This window comes from Polaribacter sp. Hel1_85 (assembly GCF_000766795.1).
Taxonomy (GTDB): Bacteria; Bacteroidota; Bacteroidia; order Flavobacteriales; family Flavobacteriaceae; genus Polaribacter.
Map to the genome: position 1 here is coordinate 316479 of NZ_JPDS01000002.1, position 17958 is coordinate 334436.

General features: G+C 28.1%; 19 protein-coding genes. 12 read left to right on the forward strand and 7 right to left on the reverse strand.

The annotated features are described in order from the left end of the window. Genes PHEL85_RS08640 through PHEL85_RS08650 form a run of 3 tightly spaced genes read left to right on the forward strand, consistent with a single transcriptional unit; the run spans position 1 to position 3097 of the window. Positions 1 to 1962 carry a tetratricopeptide repeat protein gene (locus PHEL85_RS08640; RefSeq protein WP_036824010.1) on the forward strand — a complete coding sequence of 654 codons (1962 nt, stop codon included), beginning with the start codon at positions 1 to 3 and terminating at the stop codon, positions 1960 to 1962. A gap of 46 nt (positions 1963 to 2008) precedes the next feature. Beyond that, on the forward strand, positions 2009 to 2662 hold the full coding sequence (locus PHEL85_RS08645) for a response regulator (RefSeq protein ID WP_036824013.1): 654 nt from the start codon (positions 2009 to 2011) through the stop codon (positions 2660 to 2662). A 48-nt stretch (positions 2663 to 2710) separates the two neighbouring features. Then, positions 2711 to 3097 carry a hypothetical protein gene (locus tag PHEL85_RS08650; protein ID WP_036824016.1) on the forward strand — a complete coding sequence of 129 codons (387 nt, stop codon included), beginning with the start codon at positions 2711 to 2713 and terminating at the stop codon, positions 3095 to 3097. An 89-nt stretch (positions 3098 to 3186) separates the two neighbouring features. Here PHEL85_RS08650 and PHEL85_RS08655 read toward each other — a convergent pair whose 3' ends face one another. From PHEL85_RS08655 to PHEL85_RS08665, 3 genes are all read right to left on the reverse strand, one after another. After that, positions 3187 to 3504 (reverse strand): rhodanese-like domain-containing protein, encoded by a 318-nt coding sequence (locus PHEL85_RS08655; protein WP_235318253.1) that lies wholly within the window; start codon positions 3502 to 3504, stop codon positions 3187 to 3189. 9 nt (positions 3505 to 3513) lie between these two features. After that, positions 3514 to 5259: an aromatic amino acid hydroxylase gene (locus PHEL85_RS08660; protein ID WP_036824018.1), complete on the reverse strand. Its 1746-nt coding sequence runs from the start codon at positions 5257 to 5259 to the stop codon at positions 3514 to 3516. Positions 5260 to 5536: 277 nt separating this feature from the next. After that, a complete protein-coding gene (locus PHEL85_RS08665) occupies positions 5537 to 5923 on the reverse strand; it encodes an ankyrin repeat domain-containing protein (protein ID WP_036824020.1) in 387 nt (128 codons plus the stop codon). A 266-nt stretch (positions 5924 to 6189) separates the two neighbouring features. Between PHEL85_RS08665 and gpmI the strand changes: the two genes are divergently transcribed. Genes gpmI through PHEL85_RS08690 form a run of 5 tightly spaced genes read left to right on the forward strand, consistent with a single transcriptional unit; the run spans position 6190 to position 10316 of the window. After that, positions 6190 to 7707: a 2,3-bisphosphoglycerate-independent phosphoglycerate mutase gene (gene gpmI / locus PHEL85_RS08670; protein WP_036824024.1), complete on the forward strand. Its 1518-nt coding sequence runs from the start codon at positions 6190 to 6192 to the stop codon at positions 7705 to 7707. Positions 7708 to 7721: 14 nt separating this feature from the next. Beyond that, complete coding sequence (locus tag PHEL85_RS08675) at positions 7722 to 8246, forward strand: thioredoxin family protein (RefSeq protein WP_036824026.1); 525 nt, start codon at positions 7722 to 7724, stop codon at positions 8244 to 8246. Next, positions 8246 to 8647: a BT0820 family HAD-type phosphatase gene (locus PHEL85_RS08680; protein ID WP_036824030.1), complete on the forward strand. Its 402-nt coding sequence runs from the start codon at positions 8246 to 8248 to the stop codon at positions 8645 to 8647. The genes PHEL85_RS08675 and PHEL85_RS08680 overlap by 1 nt, the downstream gene beginning before the upstream one ends. Before the next feature lie 59 nt (positions 8648 to 8706). Continuing rightward, on the forward strand, positions 8707 to 9516 hold the full coding sequence (gene map / locus PHEL85_RS08685) for a type I methionyl aminopeptidase (protein WP_036824035.1): 810 nt from the start codon (positions 8707 to 8709) through the stop codon (positions 9514 to 9516). 5 nt (positions 9517 to 9521) lie between these two features. Beyond that, positions 9522 to 10316 (forward strand): class I SAM-dependent methyltransferase, encoded by a 795-nt coding sequence (locus PHEL85_RS08690; RefSeq protein WP_036824039.1) that lies wholly within the window; start codon positions 9522 to 9524, stop codon positions 10314 to 10316. On the opposite strand, the gene PHEL85_RS08695 is transcribed toward PHEL85_RS08690, so the two are convergent. Next, positions 10299 to 11612, reverse strand: coding sequence for a WG repeat-containing protein (locus tag PHEL85_RS08695; RefSeq protein WP_156109154.1), 1314 nt, complete (start codon positions 11610 to 11612; stop codon positions 10299 to 10301). The two genes, PHEL85_RS08690 and PHEL85_RS08695, sit on opposite strands and share 18 nt — an antisense overlap. 74 nt (positions 11613 to 11686) lie before the next feature. Beyond that, the gene (locus tag PHEL85_RS08700; RefSeq protein WP_036824048.1) at positions 11687 to 12679 is read right to left on the reverse strand and encodes an FAD:protein FMN transferase; all 993 of its coding nucleotides are present in this window, start codon (positions 12677 to 12679) and stop codon (positions 11687 to 11689) included. 115 nt (positions 12680 to 12794) lie between these two features. Here PHEL85_RS08700 and PHEL85_RS08705 point away from each other — a divergent pair, with 115 nt between their 5' ends. Both PHEL85_RS08705 and PHEL85_RS08710 read left to right on the forward strand, forming a co-directional pair. Next, positions 12795 to 13640 (forward strand): flagellar motor protein MotB, encoded by an 846-nt coding sequence (locus PHEL85_RS08705; protein ID WP_036824050.1) that lies wholly within the window; start codon positions 12795 to 12797, stop codon positions 13638 to 13640. A 284-nt stretch (positions 13641 to 13924) separates the two neighbouring features. Then, a complete protein-coding gene (locus tag PHEL85_RS08710) occupies positions 13925 to 14533 on the forward strand; it encodes a hypothetical protein (protein ID WP_036824055.1) in 609 nt (202 codons plus the stop codon). Positions 14534 to 14706: 173 nt separating this feature from the next. On the opposite strand, the gene PHEL85_RS08715 is transcribed toward PHEL85_RS08710, so the two are convergent. Further along, on the reverse strand, positions 14707 to 15072 hold the full coding sequence (locus PHEL85_RS08715; RefSeq protein ID WP_036824058.1) for a hypothetical protein: 366 nt from the start codon (positions 15070 to 15072) through the stop codon (positions 14707 to 14709). Beyond that, positions 15072 to 16424 (reverse strand): DEAD/DEAH box helicase, encoded by a 1353-nt coding sequence (locus tag PHEL85_RS08720; protein WP_036824061.1) that lies wholly within the window; start codon positions 16422 to 16424, stop codon positions 15072 to 15074. The genes PHEL85_RS08715 and PHEL85_RS08720 overlap by 1 nt, the downstream gene beginning before the upstream one ends. Positions 16425 to 16525: 101 nt before the next feature. Here PHEL85_RS08720 and PHEL85_RS08725 point away from each other — a divergent pair, with 101 nt between their 5' ends. Together PHEL85_RS08725 and PHEL85_RS08730 are read left to right on the forward strand one after the other, a co-directional pair. Further along, entirely contained in the window at positions 16526 to 17290 is a 765-nt protein-coding gene (locus PHEL85_RS08725; protein ID WP_036824064.1) for a TatD family hydrolase, read from the forward strand. After that, positions 17290 to 17790 (forward strand): methylated-DNA--[protein]-cysteine S-methyltransferase, encoded by a 501-nt coding sequence (locus PHEL85_RS08730; protein WP_036824067.1) that lies wholly within the window; start codon positions 17290 to 17292, stop codon positions 17788 to 17790. The genes PHEL85_RS08725 and PHEL85_RS08730 overlap by 1 nt, the downstream gene beginning before the upstream one ends. Positions 17791 to 17958: the final 168 nt, after the last annotated feature.

Here is a 17958-nt window from a genome sequence, read left to right on the forward strand (position 1 = left end):
ATGAAGATTAAAATCTTAATAATTATATCGATCCTCTTTTGTAGCTCTAAATGTATTTCTCAAAATAAAAAAATTGATAGCCTCAAATTTTTAAGTAAATCTCAAAATGGAAAACAAAAATTTAAGACTTTACTTCAAATATCTGAAATTTACAGTCGTATTAATTTAGATAGTTCTAATCTATATACAAAAAAAGCATTTGAAATTTCTAAAGAAATTAATAATGATTCACTGAAAATGAAAGCTTTAATGTCTTTAGGGTTCAGAAGTTTTGAGTCGGGTGATTACTCAAGAGCAATTAAAAACTTTGAAAAAGCGCTACCAATTAGTTTTACATTAAAAGACTCTACTTCTATAGCAGATATTTATAATGGTTTTGCAATAACATATTCAAAGCATGGTGATTTGAAAAAATCAATTGAATATAATTTTAAGACATTATCCATTTATGAAAAGATAAAAGACAGCTTAGGTGTTGCAAATTCCTATTTAAATATAGGTTGGGACTATAGAAAGTTAAAAGAATATAAAAAATCATTAAAATATAATTTTAAATCTCTAGAAATATATAAGAAAATTAAAAACTCTCTTCGTGTAGCTATGGCTAATAATAATATTGCTGGAACTCAAAATGAATTAGGGCAATATAAAAAAGCAATTAAATATTCAAATAAATCTAAAGAATACTTTTTAAAATTAAATTTTGAACGCTATACAGCATATCCAATAAGTGTTATGGCAATTGCGTATGATAGTTTACATAACTATAAACTAGCAAAAAAAAATTACTTAAAAGCCATTAAATTACACACTAAAAATAGAGAACCTTATGAATTAGCATTCTTAAATTACTCGCTAGCCAATTTATACTATAAACAAGAAAAATACACAGAAGCACTCTTTACTGCAAAAAAAGCTTTTTCATTTGCAAAAGAAGTAAATGCCAAAGAATATATTGTTGATATTTCAAAAATTTTAGCCAAACTCTACGAAAAGAAAAATGAAAACAAACTTTCTAACAAATATTTAAAGCTTTTTATAAAATATAATGATAGTATTTTAAATGATGAAAAAATAAAATCTATTGCTGAAATTGAAACCAAATACGAAACAGCAAAAAAAGAAAAGGAAATTGCACAACAAAAAGAACTATTACTAGAACAAGAATTAGCTATAAAAAATAGAAATTTATATGCATTCATTCTTAGCTCTGTATTGTTAATTTTGGGAATTATATTTTGGGGTATCTACAAAAAAAATCAATTTAAAAGAAAACAACTACAAAAAGAAATTGATTTAAAAGATGCTTTAGCAACCATAAAAACCCAAAATAGATTGCAAGAACAACGATTAAGAATCTCTAGAGATTTACATGATAATATTGGCTCACAGCTTACATTTATTATTTCTTCTGTAGATAATCTAAAGTATATTACCAAAGGAGTAAATGATAAATTAATAGAGAAATTATCTGGCATTAGTTCTTTTACATCTCAAACAATTCATGAATTAAGAGATACTATTTGGGCGATGAATAAATCTGAAGTGAGTGTTGAAGATTTACATACTAGAATATTATCATTTGTAGAAAAAGCAAAAAATACTTATCAAAATATTGAATTTGAAGTAAATTATAATATTGACAAAAACATGTCTTTTTCTTCTCTTGTAGGAATGAATATCTTTAGAGTTATTCAAGAAGCAATTAATAATTCATTAAAATATGCTGAAGCAACAAAAATTGAAGTACAATTACAAAAAAATAATAACTTTTTTGAAGCTATTATAAAAGATAATGGTAATGGTTTTGATTTAAAATCTATAGAACTCGGCAATGGATTAAGTAATATGGAAAAAAGAATGAGTGAAATTAATGGAAAAGTAAAAATAGAGTCCGAAGAAAAAAAAGGCACTAAAATCTCTCTTAGTATTTCATTAAAAAATACGTCAAAAGACTTATAACATTAATCTAATACAATTGTTAATTTAGAAAAAAACAACCAAGTTTATGAACTTAAAAATTTGTATTGCAGAAGACAACTACTTTCTTGTAAAAACAATTAGAGAAAAGCTTTCTTTTTTCGATGATATTTCTATAAAATTTCACGCTAATAATGGTGCAGAGCTTATTGGTAAATTAGAAGAAAACCACAATATAGATGTAATTTTAATGGATATCCAAATGCCTGAAATGAATGGTATAAAAGCTACAGAGATTGTTAAAAACAAATATCCACAAATAAAAATAATTATGCTCACAGTAGTAGATGATGACGATTGTGTTTTTAAATCGATAAAAGCAGGTGCAAATGGATATTTATTAAAAGAAATTGATGCAGAAAATTTACACAAAAGTATTATTGAAGTAACAGAAGGCGGTGCACCAATGACACCAAGTATAGCTTTAAAAACATTAAATCTACTAAGAAACCCAAATTTACAAGGTTCTAAATCTAAAGAAACTGAAGAAGTAAAATTATCTAAAAGAGAAACTGAAATCTTAATACAATTAAGTAAAGGTTTAAATTATAATGCAATTTCTAAAAACCTAATTATTTCTCCATCTACAGTAAGAAAACATATAGAAAATATATACAAAAAACTACAAGTACACAGTAAAATAGAAGCTGTTATGAAAGCGCAAAAAAGAAACTTAATATAATAACAATAATTTATGTATTTTTATGAAGCTTAATTTACCATCATAAAAATGATAAATAAAATATTAATTGGAATAATTTCGGGAGTTTTTATTGGTTTGTTTATAACCTCTATTTTTGTTTCAAAGGAAACTACATTTATAGAATTATTATATACAAAAATAACAGCAACATCAATTATTACAGGTGCTTTATGTGGATTTTATGCCTATAATTCAAAATCTAAATTAAAGGTTTTTCTTGTTTCTATTTTTATAGGTATAGTTGTTTTTTATGCAAAATATCTTATAACAGGTCATCATTACGACCCAATAACAATGGGCGCTTTTGTTGGTGCAATGCTTGGAGGTACTTTTGCCGTTATTAGAAAAATAACCCATTCTATAAAAGTATACAATAGACTACAAAGACATAGAAAAAAAGGTTTTAGAAAATAAAAAAATAGAATCATAACAGTATGTTACAATTCTATTTTGTCATTTTAAGACTATTAAAAAACAACCGAATTTAATCGATTATTTACAAATTATTTGGCAGTTACGTGTTGATCAACATTTTGCCAAGGTCCACCATTTATAACGTCTACTCCATGTTTTGCTAAAAACTGAGTTGCTTGACCGCTTCTTGCTCCACTTCTACAGACAGCTATAATAGGCTTTTTCCAAGATTTAATTTTATCAACCTCTAAAGGAATAACCGTTAAAACTACGTGTTTTGCTCCTTTTGTATGACCTTCATCCCATTCTTGCTTTGTTCTTACGTCTAAAACAATTGCTCCTTTTTCTAAATATTCTTTAATCTCTTCGCCCATATTTTTTCTTCTAAATAAGTTAAATAACCCCATACTATTTTATTAATTTTCGCACAAAACTAAGCCATTTTCTATTAGTTTTGTGTAGCTTTTGTTACATTTTAAATTTTCTAACCTCGTTAAGATTTCAGATTTAATAGTATAGTTATTCTGCAAAGCTAATTCATATAATTCTAATGACAATAACCAATCTAATTGAAATTGACTTTTTAACTGATTAAAAATTTCTGTTATTTTTTTATTTGTCGATGAGCCTTTCTCTCTCATTTCTCTAACCTCTGCATATAATGCATATAATTTTTCTTCTTCATTAGAATATGTAATTTTACGTGTTTTTATCTCAGAAACCTTTCCTAAACCTAAAAAAGAATCTACGTCTGCAGGACCTGAATAGGCTGAAATTACTTCTTTACCAATTGCCATATCATAAATACCCCATTCTGGTTTAAATAAAACTTCATCATTATATGTTACTGTACAATCGTCTAAAGAAATAATTAAAATTTTTCCTCTTAAATCTCTAGTACCTGTGATTGCTTTACCTTTTACAATGACACCACTTTCAAATTCTAAAGTCATAAATTCACCTTCATAAATTTTATAGGCTTTTAAATCTCTAGGGCTCATATCTTCAATTGGTAAATTAATTCCTTTTAACTTTCCTACTGGACTTCCAAAACCATTTGCATGACTTGTAATTCCATGTCCAATTAATTCTTTATCTCTATTTGATAAAGCGGTTGCTCCAACAGTTTGTAAGTAAGCTACTTTATTGTTTTTATAACGAATAACTTTCGAAAATATACCCGAAATTTGAATTCCAGTTGTTAATTCAACAGTACCTAAACTTTCTGAATCAATTAATTTTTGAATACTTTTTAAGCCTCCAGTTCTTAAAGCCATTGTATTTGCAAACTCATTTAAAACCAAACTTAAATAAGCAAAATCTGGGGTTACAAATAATTGTGGTTGAGGCTTAGTAATATCAAAAGTTTTGGTAGCTGCATCAATCGAATAATCTACTTTTTTTACTTCATCTTGCATACACCATGCACTTTCTCCTATTGATGACAGCAAACCTGCACCATATATTTTAGGGTTTTCTAGAGTACCAATCAATCCATACTCTACAGTCCACCAATGTAAGTTTCTAATTTGCGCCATTTCAGATAATTCTCCCATATTATTTTGAAGAAATTCAACTTTTTCTTGAGCCTTTTCAATTTCTTTCTCACTAGAATTTGGATCTTCTTTTAAGATTGATAAAAGTCGAATTGCTTCATACATTTCATAATCTTTAGAAGATGAAATTGCTTTACTTCCAATTTCACCAAATCTTCTTAAATATTCAGCATATTCAGGATTTGCAATAATTGGTGCATGACCTGCAGCTTCATGAATAATATCTGGCGCTGGTGTATATTCTATATGATTAATCGTTCTCATATCTGAAGCAATTACCAAAACATTATATGCTTGAAACTCCATAAAAGCATTTGGAGGAATAAAACCATCTACAGAAACTGCTGCCCAACCTATTTCTTTTAAAATTCTATTCATTCCATCCATATGAGGAATAACATCCACAGAAATACCTGTTTTTTCTAATCCATTTATATAAGACTTATGAGCTACTTTGCTTAAATAATTAACATTCATCCTCATTACATAACGCCAAACAGCCTGATTTTGGGCAGTATATTCTTCATAAGGTTGTTTTACCACAAACTGGTATAAATGTTTGGGTAATTTTTTAGTGACTTCGTTCAATTCGAAATGTAGACTCATTAAAAAAATATTGAATTATTCTTACAAAATTACATATTATAATATTGATTTCACATTTAAAAGCTGTTAAAACTTTATTTTCTATAGATATACCATAATGTAAATAAACATTACATGTAACATTTTATATTTATAAAACTATATATAATTAAAGGTGAAAGTTATTTTAATTGGTTTAAATTATATTGAGTAATTAATAGTTTCTTTATAAATAAAAAACAGACTGTCTTGTAAGACAGTCTGTTTTGCTCTAGACTAATTAATTCAAATAATAACCCTAAAGTGCTTCTTTAATAACTTTTATAGCATCTGTTGCTTTAGATCTTTTTGCAATTGCCAAAGCTGTCATATTTCCTCTATCAGACTTAACTTTTAATTTTGCACCACTTTCAATTAAAAGTTTTGCAATTTTTGCCTTATTGTGCCTTGCAGCAAACATTAATGGCGTTAATCCATTAGATTTTTTGTTTACATTTTCACCTGATTCAATTAAAGCTTTAACGGCTTCAAATTTTCCCATTTGTATCAACTTACAAAAAGTGTTAACATTATAATACGTTTTTGTAGTAATAACTTTCTTTGCTTTAAACGCTTCAGGAGTTGTTGCATTTACAGATCCAAATGCAAAAAGACATAATAACATTGGTAAGATTAATTTTTTCATAATAATAAGGTTTTGGGTTTATAAATTATTCGTTTGTTATATTTAAAAGACCACTAAAAATCAATAATGTTTCAATGAAAACATTCAATTAACAGGTATTTAACAAAATAAATGTGTTTTTATTAAGAAAATCACAATTAACGTTAAAATAAATTCTACACAATTTTTAGTTTTATAAAACACATATTATTTACGTTATCGGTTTCGTAAAAAAAATAAAAACAAGCCAAAAATCTTTCTTATTTTTACTGTTCAATTTTAAGACAATGAACAAGAAAGTTATATTAATGATTTTGGATGGTTGGGGAATTACACAAGACCCAAAAGTATCCGCTATTTACAATGCAAAAACACCATTTATTAACGGTTTATATAAGAAATATCCAAATGCTGAATTAAGAACTGATGGAGAACATGTTGGTTTACCAGAAGGACAAATGGGTAATTCTGAAGTTGGCCACATGAATTTAGGTGCAGGTAGAATAGTTTATCAAAATTTAGCTCGTATCAACAAGGCAGTAAAAGAAAAAACTTTAGGTAAAGAAAAAGTTTTGTTAGATACTTTTAAATATGCTAAAGAAAATAACAAAGATGTTCATTTATTAGGATTGGTTTCTAATGGAGGAATTCATGCACACATTAATCATTTAAAAGGATTATTAGATGTTGCAAAAGAAAATGAAGTAGACAACGTGTATTTACATGCATTTACAGATGGTCGTGATTGTGATCCAAAATCGGCACCTTATTTTTTAAACGAGGTTCAAGAACATATGGACAAAAGCACAGGTGAAATTGCAACTGTTACAGGTCGTTATTACGCTATGGATAGAGACAACAGATGGGAACGTGTAAAAGTAGCTTACGATGGTATTGTAAATGGAATTGGAACAAAAACTACGAACGTTATTGATACTGTAAAAGCTAACTACGAATCGGGTATAACAGATGAATTTCATAAACCAATCATTATAACAAATGAAGACGGTTCTCCAAAAGCTCAGATTAAAGAAGGTGATGTTGTCTTATTCTTCAACTACAGAACAGATAGAGGAAGAGAGTTAACAAATGCGTTATCTCAAAATGATTTCCCAGAATTTGGAATGAAGAAATTAGACTTGTATTACACAACAATTACTTTATACGATGCTAGTTTTAAAGGAATAAATGTAATTTACAATACAGATAATATTAAAAATACTTTAGGAGAAGTTTTATCTAAAGCTGGTAAAAAACAAATTAGAATTGCGGAAACTGAAAAATATCCTCACGTTACTTTTTTCTTTTCTGGAGGACAAGAAGAACCTTTTGAAGGTGAGTCTAGAATCTTAAGAAACTCACCAAAAGTGGCAACGTACGATTTAAAACCAGAAATGTCTGCTTATGAATTAAAAGATGCTTTATGTGAAGATTTAGAAAAAGGTGAAGCGGATTTTGTTTGTTTAAATTTTGCTAATGGAGATATGGTTGGCCACACAGGTATTATGGAAGCTGCTATAAAAGCTTGTGAAGCTGTAGATGAATGTGCCAAAGAAGTGATAGAAACAGGTTTAGAAAATGGTTATTCAATATTATTAATTGCAGATCATGGTAACTGTGAAACAATGATGAATCCAGATGGTTCTCCTCACACAGCACATACTACAAACCCTGTACCTTTCATTTTAATTGACAAAGAAATAAAATCAATAAAAAGTGGTATATTGGGAGACATTGCTCCTACAATTTTAGATTTAATGGGAGTTGAACAACCTAAAGAAATGACGCAACATTCTTTATTGTAATTTAATTTTTAAAAATGAAAAAACTTTTTTTATTAGCTTTTATAATTGTTTTATCATCTTGTAGTGTACAAAAAAAAGTAACTGCAGAAAAAAACAAAAGAGGGGATTTAGTAGGGTTTGCTGACAAAGAATCTTTTAATCAAGCACCTTATAATAATTGGTTTAACCAAAAATTCAACACCTATACACCAGATGCAGCTACAATTGCTTCTCTTAAAAAGGAATTAAAGGGAGTTAAAATTAAAGGTTTTATGGGTACTTGGTGTGGAGATAGTAAAAGAGAAACTCCGCGTTTCTATAAAATTTTAGAACAAACGGATTTTAATTTAAATAACTTCGAACTAATTACGGTTAACAGAAGTAAAAAAACTCCTGATAATTTACAAGAAGGTTTAAATATTAAAAGAGTCCCTACTTTTATTTTTTACAAAGAAGGTAAAGAGATTGGTAGATATGTAGAATATGCTAGAGAATCTTTAGAAAAAGATATTTTGAAAATTGTTTCTGGACAACCTTACAAACATTCTTACGATAAATAATGTTACCAACTAATACTTTAATTATTGCTGTAGATTTTGATGGCACTATTGTAGAGGATGCATATCCTAAAGTTGGAGAACCAATGATTTTTGCATTTGATACACTAAAAAAACTACAATCTCAAGGCCATAGATTAATACTTTGGACTTACAGAAGTGGTAGAAGATTAGATGAAGCTGTCGCATTTTGTAAAGAAAATAATCTTGAATTTTACGCTGTAAATAAAAACTTCCCAGAAGAAGAATATGATGAAAAATACAGTCGTAAAATTCATGCCGATTTATTTATAGACGATAGAAATGTTGGTGGTTTTTTAGGATGGACAGCCATCTATAAATCAATCTTTAATCACGACCCTACTCCAAAAAAGAAAAAAGGGTTTTTCTCTTTTTTCAAATAAGTAAACTTTCTTTGTAAGAATAGAAAATATAGTAACTTTGCGGTTCAATTTTTTTTAACATGATTAAGATAAAAACTAGAGAAGAAATAGAAATAATACGCGAAAGTGCATTAATAGTTTCTAAAACATTAGGTATGCTTGCAAAAGAAGTAAAACCTGGAGTTTCTACTTTATATTTAGACAAACTTGCTGAAGATTTTATAAGATCTGAAGGCGCTATTCCTGGTTTTTTAGGATTGTATGATTTTCCTAATACACTTTGCATGAGTCCTAATTCTCAAGTTGTACATGGAATTCCTAATAAAAAACCTTTAATAGAAGGAGACATTATCTCTATAGATTGTGGTGCTTTAAAAAATGGCTTTTATGGAGATCATGCATATACATTTGCTGTTGGAGAAATTAATCCAGAAACAAAAAAACTTTTAGATATAACTAGAGAAAGTTTATATGTAGGCATTCGTGAATTTAAAGCAGGTAACAGAGTTGGTGATGTAGGTTTTGCAATACAAAATTTCACAGAAAAACAGGGTTATGGAGTTGTAAGAGAATTGGTAGGTCATGGTTTAGGAAGAGAAATGCATGAAGATCCAGAAATGCCAAATTACGGAAAAAGAGGTAGAGGAAAAAAGTTTGTTGAAGGAATGGTAGTTGCAATAGAACCAATGACTAATTTAGGAACTCATAAAATTAGACAACATGCAGATGGTTGGACAATTACAACTTTAGACAATAAACCCTCTGCTCATTTTGAACATGATGTTGCCATTGTTAATGGAAAACCAGAACTACTTTCTACATTTAAATATGTACATGAAGCATTAGGAATTATTACCGATGAAGAAGATGAATTTAGAGCAGATTCTTAAGATTCGTGTCTATATTTAAATCCATACTAAATACTATACCAAGACCTTGGTTAATAAAAGCTAGCTACCTAGTTAGACCCATCATTGCATTCACTTTAAAAGGTGATAAATTTACAGATCCTATAGATGGAAAATCTTTTCGTAAATTTTTACCTTATGGATATGGAAAACAACGAGAAAACGCACTTTCTCCTTCTACCCTTTCACTAGAAAGACATCGATTAATGTGGCTGTTTTTAAGAGATGAAACTGCTTTTTTTACATCACAAGAAAAATTAAAAACGTTACATATTGCTCCTGAACAATGTTTTCTTGATATTTTTCGACAACAAAAAAATCTTGACTACATTACTTCAGATTTAGAATCTCCAATTGCAGATGTAAAAGCTGATATTTGCGACTTACCTTTTGACGATAATACTTTTGATGTTATTTTCTGCAACCATGTCTTAGAACATATCACACATGATACAAAAGCAATGCAAGAATTGTTTAGAGTAATGAAAAAAGGTGGGTTTGGTATTTTTCAGATTCCTCAAGATTTATCTAGAGAAAAAACTTTTGAGGATGATTCTATAACCGACAAAAAAGAGCGCGCTAAAATATTTGGCCAATATGACCATGTTAGAGTTTATGGAAAAGATTATTTTAATAAACTTCGTTCTATAGGTTTTAAAGTTGATGAGATTGATTACACTAAAAAAATCGCTCCAGAAAAACTAGAACGATTTTGCTTAATGAAGAATGAAATTCTTCCTGTATGTTATAAAAAAAATAAATTATTACTTATTATTCCTTAAAAAATCAGACATTTTTTCTAATTTTTCAGTTCCTAAAATAATTAAACTATCTTTCATTAGTTGATAAGATCCATTATCTAACTTTACGACTTTAGTATTTCCTGAATAAACTCCTGCTTCATCTTTAGGAGCACTTACTTTTGTTCCATTCTGGTTAATCCAAACAGTTTCGTTATTTTTTAAAGCTTGAAACTTGTTATTGTAAAAAGCACCTATGTATTGATACTTTGAAGAAGTACTCAACATTTTTCCATCAATAGAACATAAAAATGAATGTACATCATAATTATTATTCAGATATAATGGATGAATTCCACCACCTAAATGACCTCCAAATTTATACCAAACTTTATTAATCTTAACTTCATCATCCTTATTATACTTATCTATAATATCATTCTTTTTTAAATTTTTAAATAAGTCTTGTTTGTTAGAAACTTTTACATTTTTCTTTACGCTTAAATCATATACCATTGGCTCATAAGAGTTGTTTGGATATGCCACTAACCTTCCATTTCCTCTAGGTAACATTATGTTACCAAAATGGGTAGAAAGCGTATTAAAGTCTGATGGACTTGGCAATAAAAAACCAGTTTTATCATTAGTATTATAACAATAAATTTGAGTAGCTTCTTGCTCTTTGTTTTTGAATATAAAATAACCATCGAAGCTTAAAACATCTTGATATTTATCTGCTTCTAACAAAATTTCTCCACTATCATTTATAATACCGTAATAATTATTTACGGAATATAGGGCTAAATTATTTTTATTAAATTTATAAATACTATCAAACTTTAAGGAAAGTGACTCAGATTTACTTGTCCAAATATTTTTTAAAGAATCGATTTTTTTAAGCTCTTTTTCTTTCCTAATTCGTTCTTCTTCTTCTCTTTTTATCTGCTCACTTATTTCTTCAATAGTTTCCTTAATTAAAACAAGACTTTCTACGTTATTTAGATATTCTTCTGAATTTACATTTTTCTCAAGTAAAAAATATTGTTTACTATAAGATTCAGATTTTTCTAAAAAAAATAATTGCTCTTTTACATCAGACTGTAAAGAATAATTTTCGAAATAAATTAATGAAGCAAGAGAAGCTGTATTTTTATCTGTAATAGTGTCTAAATATTTTAGGGCTTTTTCAAAATGTACTAAAGCCTCTTCAAAATCTGCATCTCTATCAAGAGTTTCTTTAGCCCTCTTAATATATACATTAGAAATATCTTTATTTGATTGAGCTTCAGTGAAGGCAAAAGTCATTAGGCATAAAAATGCCAAAAGTAATTTTTTCATAGTAGTAGTTAATTATCCCCTGGTTATAAAATGCAATATAACAAAAATACAGCGTTTAAAACCAACAAAACTACCTACTTATAAGTATTTGTTTGATATTCTTTTAAATTACCATTTAAATCAACAAATAATAAAATAGCATCTATATTTTTATGATTTTCTAAAAATTCTTTTGATTTTTTTAATCCCATAGCCATAAGAGCAGTTGCATAAGCATCTACATCTGCACAATCTAAACTTGCAATTACAGAAGCGCTTAACAAATTACTTTCTTTAGCGTACCCTGTTTTAGGATTTATAGTATGCACAAATTTCTGTCCATTTTCTGATAATCGAAATTTTCTATAATTACCAGATGTAGCCATAGACTTATTAGATAAATTTATATTCTTATAACCTTTTTCAGCATCTTTTTTAATAGGATCTACTAATTTTATAACCCAAGGTATTTTATTTTCTTTGGTTCCTTTAGCACGAATTTCGCCTCCGATTTCTATTAAAAAATTTTCAATATTTTTACTACTTAAAAAACGGGCTACAACATCAATTCCAAATCCTTTGGCAATAGAATTAAAATCTAAATAAATCTTAGGATTTAGTTTTTGAACTTTATTATTTACAATATTTACTTTATCTAAACCTACAAATTGCATTTGCTCTTTTACCTCTTCTTCTGTTAGATTTCTCTTTTCTCTTTTCGGTCCAAATCCCCAAGAATTGACTAAGTTTCCAACTGTTGGATCAAAATACTCATTGGTTTCTTTATGTATTCTTTTCGATTTATTAAAAACTTCTAAAAATAAATCATCCACAATTACTGTAGAATCCCCTTTGTTTATTCTTGAAATATCGGAAGTAGGAATATAAGTTGACAATGATTTATTCATTAAATAGAACAAACTATCAATAGATTTTTGATGATTTTTATTGGCATTTAAATACACAATTTTATAAGTTGTCCCAAAAACATGTCCTTTTAAAACAAAATCTGCCGCCTTTTCTTCCTTAGTACAAGAAAAAATAATTAGTATAATCGTAATTAATACAAGGTTTTTTTTAAGTATCATTAATTTTAGAATCTGTTAGCAAAAATAGTGCATAAAGTTTTCATAAAATATCATTTATAATATTTTTTGTAAATACATTTTCCTAAATTTGTTAACTGAATTTAATATCTAATCGATGAAAAAAATATCATTACTGTTATTGACAGCTATTTTAGTAAGTTCTTGTGTTGCAAAAAAAGAGTTTGTTGCTTTACAAGCAAAACATGATCAAGCTAAAACAGAATTAGTAAATGTAAAAGCAAATTTACAAAAGTGTTTAATTGAAAAAGAAAAAGAAGATTCAAAAGTTTTTTCTTTAACTGAACAAGTTAAATACTTAAAAGAAGATAAAAAAACAGCTTTAAAACAGGTTGAAAACTTAACGGTTTTAACACAATCTTCATCTGATAACATTAAAAGTGTTATTTCTCAGTTAAGTGAAAAAGACAAATACATTAATGGTGTAAGAAAAGCAATGACTCAAAAAGACTCATTAAATCTTGCTATTAAATATCATTTAACTAAGAATTTAACAGACGGAATACAAGATAAAGACATTGAAGTAAATGTTGAAAAAACTGTTGTATTTATTTCTATTTCTGACAAGTTATTGTTTAAAAGTGCAAGTTATAATGTAACTGAAGGTGCTTATACAGTTTTAGAAAAAATTGCAAAAGTAATTAACGACCAACCTCAAATGGAAGTTATGATTGAAGGGCATACAGATTCTAGACCAATTAAAACTGAATTCTTACAAGACAATTGGGATTTATCTGCTAAAAGAGCTACTTCTATTACTAGAATTTTACAATATAAATTTGGTGTAAAACCAGAGCGTTTAATTGCTGCTGCAAGAAGCCAATATGTGCCTTTAGTTGCTAATGATTCTCCAGAAAATATGTCAAAAAACAGAAGAACTAAAATCATTATTATGCCTAAATTAAATCAATTCTTTGATTTATTAGAACAAGATGCTAAGTAATCTTTAGTTAAAAGAAAATTAAAAAACCACCTGAAATTCAGGTGGTTTTTTGTTTTTAGAGATTTAACTCTCTAAAAAACTACAAACTTCGTTTAACTTCTGATATAAGTTATTAAAACGGGCGTCATATCAGCTAACACATTTAAACTACATTCAGGTTCAGCTTAATAACAAGGTAAATTTTAATTAAAAAAATAACATAAAGAGATAATGTTTATGATTAATTGAGTAACAAAATTAACCTTATATCGTCTTCTAAGTAAGTCGTCTAAAAAACTTCTCACATGAAACATAAGTCTTGGATGCAAATATCCATCATCTATCTTCGATATTTAATCGGTTTTGCTTTTATTTTTGCAAGCCTTGTAAAAATACAAGGATTACGTTTTACAGCAGAAAGTGGAGCTCAAAACCCAATAAATTCTTCTTGGCACTTTTTTGAAACTTTATATGAGTCAGGTATATATTGGCGTTTTTTAGGATTAGCACAATTCATTACTGGAACACTACTCGTAACACAACGCTTTGCAAAACTAGGAGCAATTCTTTTTTTACCAATAATAGTCAATGTTTTTGTGATTACAATTTCCTATGATTTTAGAGGAACACCTATCATTACTGGATTAATGTTAATTTCAACATTATTTTTACTTTATTGGGATTGGGATTCTTTAAAAATATTATTTAATAAAAAACCAACATATTCAACTAAAAAAAGATTAGAACACGATAGTATATGGATATACTTAGGACTTGTTTTTTTAATAATTACTGTTCTTTCTAAATTTTTCATTGATAATAAAAATATATTTTTTAGTTTTTTAGCTATGTTTCTTATTGGTATTGCAGGTTTAATTATTGGTTATAAAAAACGGAAATTATATATTGAGTAAAACAAACTTTTAATATCAAATTTAATTAAAAGACAAAGTTAAGACTTGTATAATCAATTGCTTATTCTGTGTATACTAGGAAAATCCTACGGATTTTCCTCTGTTTAGATTTCTTTTGCTAATTTAGTTGCTAGCCAACTCAACTTTCAAAACATAAACCCATTAAACAAAGCCTACTCTAAAATCTTTATAAAATCATCAAAAGCCTCATAATAAGGTTGATTTTTAAAAACTGGATTCTCAACACTTTCTGCATTTGCTAAACCAACACCAGCAAACCAAACTTTAGCATTTTGTTTTTTTGCATGATTTTTAAAAGTTTCCATCCAAAGAACATCATATTCATTTGGATTTTGAATATTACTAGTTGCTTTTACCAACACAAAAATTGTAGGCTCTCCTTTTTTAAAGAGTACAAATTGAGGATGCTTTTTTAACTTACTATTTATGGCTTGAAACTCATAACCCATTTTTGTAAGCTTTTCACCTACAATATTCATTGCCAAATTGTGCAATTCTTGTTCGGTTAAAATCTGCATTATTTTTTCTTATTACGTTTGTTGTAGTTTTTATCTCCTCTCGTTTTTGGCTTTTTATACTTTTTAGCAATTTCTCTTCTATAAGAACCTCCTTGGTTGGTTTTTTTATTCTTTTCACTCTTTTCATGAAAAGCTGGTCCAGGAACATATTCTAAAGAAGTTCTGTTTTTAGAAATTCCTTGATCTTCTCTTGGGCGTTCATCTTCTGTAAGTAACTCAGAAATTTCTACTTCTTCTGGCAATTCTAAAACAGGAACTTTAAAATCCATTAAAGCTTCTATTTTCCTTTTTGATTCTTGCTCTTTCTCTGTTGAAAATAGCAATGTTTTTCCCGCTTTTTCTGCACGACCAGTTCTACCAATTCTGTGCATATAATTTTCAGGGAAATCTGGTGTATCAAAATTAATAACATGAGAAACATTATCAAAATCTAAACCACGAGCCATTACATCTGTAGCTAGTAAAATTCGATTTTTACCTTCATCAAATTGTTTTATAGAACGTATTCTGTAATTCTGAGTTTTATTAGAGTGAATCACACACATTTCATCATTAAAAACTTCTTCTAAATGTTTAAATAACAAATCTGCAGTTCTTTTAAAACCAACAAAAATCAATACTTTACTATACGTTTCTTTATCTGCTAGAAGGTGATGCAATAAATTAACTTTGGTAAAAAAGTTAGGAATATTATAAGAAACTTGCTCAATATTATCTAGAGGTGTTCCACTAACTGCAACAGAAATTTTTTCAGGATTTTTAAAGAAATCATAAATTAAAGCATCTACATCTTCTGTCATCGTTGCAGAAAATAAAACATTTTGTCTTCTTTCTGGAATCACATCAAAGATATTCATCAACTGAAAACGAAATCCTAAATCTAACATTACATCTACTTCATCAATCACTAATTTCTGAATAGACTTTAGTTTTAAAGCATTACTCAAAGCCAAATCATATAATCTACCTGGAGTTGCTACAATAATGTCTTGACCTTGTAAAATTGATTGTTTTTGAGTGTTGATGTTTGTACCTCCATAAACTCCTAAAACACGCGTATTTATATATTCAGATAATTTTTCAATCTCATCAACAACTTGTAAAACCAATTCACGCGTTGGTACTAATACCAAAACCCTTGGGTGTTGTTGTTTAGAAAACTTTAAATCTTGCAAAATAGGCAACATATAAGCAAACGTTTTTCCTGTTCCTGTTTGCGCAATTCCTACAACATCTTTCCCCGATCTTACAACAGAAAATGCTTGTTCTTGAATTGGAGTTGGATTTACAAAACCCAAATCGTCAATAGCATACTGCAATTGATTAGAGATACCTAAATCTTGAAAAGTCATTCTAAATATTTTTCTGCAAAGGTACGTTTTATAAAACGGGATACAATAGCTGTTTTCACTAAGAATAATTCGTAATTTTGCTGATGAAATTTTTATAATAAATGATTACAGATACTCACACACATTTATATTCTAGTCAATTTAATGAAGACCAAGCAGCAATGATTCAGCGTGCAAAAGACGCTGGTGTTTCTCGCTTTTTTATTCCTGCAATAGATTCTTCTTATACAGAAAGTATGTTTTCTTTAGAAAAAGACTTTCCTAATGATGTTTTTTTAATGATGGGTTTGCATCCAACATCTGTAAAAGAAAATTATTTGGCAGAATTGGCGCATGTAAAAGAATGGATAGACAAAAGAAACTTTTATGCCATTGGTGAAATTGGTATTGATTTATATTGGGATAAAACTCTTTTAGAACAACAACAAGAAGCTTTTAGAACTCAAATTCAATGGGCAAAAGAAAAAAAACTACCTATAGTTATTCATTGTAGAGATGCTTTTGATGAAATTTTTGAAGTTTTAGAAACTGAAAAAGGAGATGATTTAAGAGGAATTTTTCACTGTTTTACAGGAACTTTAGAACAAGCTAAAAAAGCGATTTCTTACAATATGAAATTAGGAATTGGGGGCATTGTAACTTTTAAAAATGGTAAGATTGATAAATTTTTAAATGAAATTGATTTAAAACACATCGTTTTAGAAACAGATTCGCCTTATTTAGCACCAACTCCATATAGAGGAAAAAGAAATGAAAGTGCGTATATTACCAATATTGTTGATAAGTTAGTAGACATTTATGGACTTTCTTTTAAAGAAATTGCGGAAATTACAACTCAGAATTCTAAAGAAGTTTTTGGTATTTAATGCAAGAATTACAAACCACATATTATAAAACACCCATAGGAACTGCAAAAATTATTGGAGACGAAAATGGAATTCAATCTGTTGCTGTTTTGGACGATGATGACTTCTCGACTGAGTTCGAATTGGTAAAATCTGATATCCCTGAATGTTTACTAGATTGTACAACTCAATTAGATGAATATTTTAATGGAGAAAGAACCAATTTTGATTTAAAATTAAATCCTCAAGGAACCGAATTTCAGAAAAAAGTTTGGGACGAATTATTAAACATTCCTTTTAATAAAACCAGAACATATTTAGAACAAAGTAAAGCTTTGGGTGATGTAAAAGCAATAAGAGCAGTGGCTTCTGCAAATGGAAAAAATCCAATTTGGATAATTATTCCTTGCCATAGAGTTATTGGTTCTGATGGTTCTTTAACAGGTTATGCTGGTGGTATTTGGCGTAAAAAATGGTTATTAGCACATGAAAACCCCGTAAAACAACAATCTCTTTTTTAATTGAAAAGAATTCCTAGAGACATTGCTTCTATGTTATCGTTGAAATTGTCATTCCCGTAAAAACGGGAATCTAAATACAAAATTTCTATTTTTTTTATTAGAAAAAAGATCAATACTTGTAACTAACTAAATTCCCCTGTATAACTTTAGAATATTTGGTTTCAAGAA

Bases quoted from the DNA above. Each gene is read 5' to 3' on its own strand.
- PHEL85_RS08640 (WP_036824010.1), top strand. From the start codon at position 1: ATGAAGATTAAAATCTTAATAATTATATCGATCCTCTTTTGTAGCTCT.
- PHEL85_RS08645 (WP_036824013.1), top strand. From the start codon at position 2,009: ATGAACTTAAAAATTTGTATTGCAGAAGACAACTACTTTCTTGTAAAA.
- PHEL85_RS08650 (WP_036824016.1), top strand. From the start codon at position 2,711: ATGATAAATAAAATATTAATTGGAATAATTTCGGGAGTTTTTATTGGT.
- PHEL85_RS08655 (WP_235318253.1), bottom strand. From the start codon at position 3,504: ATGGGGTTATTTAACTTATTTAGAAGAAAAAATATGGGCGAAGAGATT.
- PHEL85_RS08660 (WP_036824018.1), bottom strand. From the start codon at position 5,259: ATGAGTCTACATTTCGAATTGAACGAAGTCACTAAAAAATTACCCAAA.
- PHEL85_RS08665 (WP_036824020.1), bottom strand. From the start codon at position 5,923: ATGAAAAAATTAATCTTACCAATGTTATTATGTCTTTTTGCATTTGGA.
- gpmI (WP_036824024.1), top strand. From the start codon at position 6,190: ATGAACAAGAAAGTTATATTAATGATTTTGGATGGTTGGGGAATTACA.
- PHEL85_RS08675 (WP_036824026.1), top strand. From the start codon at position 7,722: ATGAAAAAACTTTTTTTATTAGCTTTTATAATTGTTTTATCATCTTGT.
- PHEL85_RS08680 (WP_036824030.1), top strand. From the start codon at position 8,246: ATGTTACCAACTAATACTTTAATTATTGCTGTAGATTTTGATGGCACT.
- map (WP_036824035.1), top strand. From the start codon at position 8,707: ATGATTAAGATAAAAACTAGAGAAGAAATAGAAATAATACGCGAAAGT.
- PHEL85_RS08695 (WP_156109154.1), bottom strand. From the start codon at position 11,612: ATGAAAAAATTACTTTTGGCATTTTTATGCCTAATGACTTTTGCCTTC.
- PHEL85_RS08700 (WP_036824048.1), bottom strand. From the start codon at position 12,679: ATGATACTTAAAAAAAACCTTGTATTAATTACGATTATACTAATTATT.
- PHEL85_RS08705 (WP_036824050.1), top strand. From the start codon at position 12,795: ATGAAAAAAATATCATTACTGTTATTGACAGCTATTTTAGTAAGTTCT.
- PHEL85_RS08710 (WP_036824055.1), top strand. From the start codon at position 13,925: ATGAAACATAAGTCTTGGATGCAAATATCCATCATCTATCTTCGATAT.
- PHEL85_RS08715 (WP_036824058.1), bottom strand. From the start codon at position 15,072: ATGCAGATTTTAACCGAACAAGAATTGCACAATTTGGCAATGAATATT.
- PHEL85_RS08720 (WP_036824061.1), bottom strand. From the start codon at position 16,424: ATGACTTTTCAAGATTTAGGTATCTCTAATCAATTGCAGTATGCTATT.
- PHEL85_RS08725 (WP_036824064.1), top strand. From the start codon at position 16,526: ATGATTACAGATACTCACACACATTTATATTCTAGTCAATTTAATGAA.
- PHEL85_RS08730 (WP_036824067.1), top strand. From the start codon at position 17,290: ATGCAAGAATTACAAACCACATATTATAAAACACCCATAGGAACTGCA.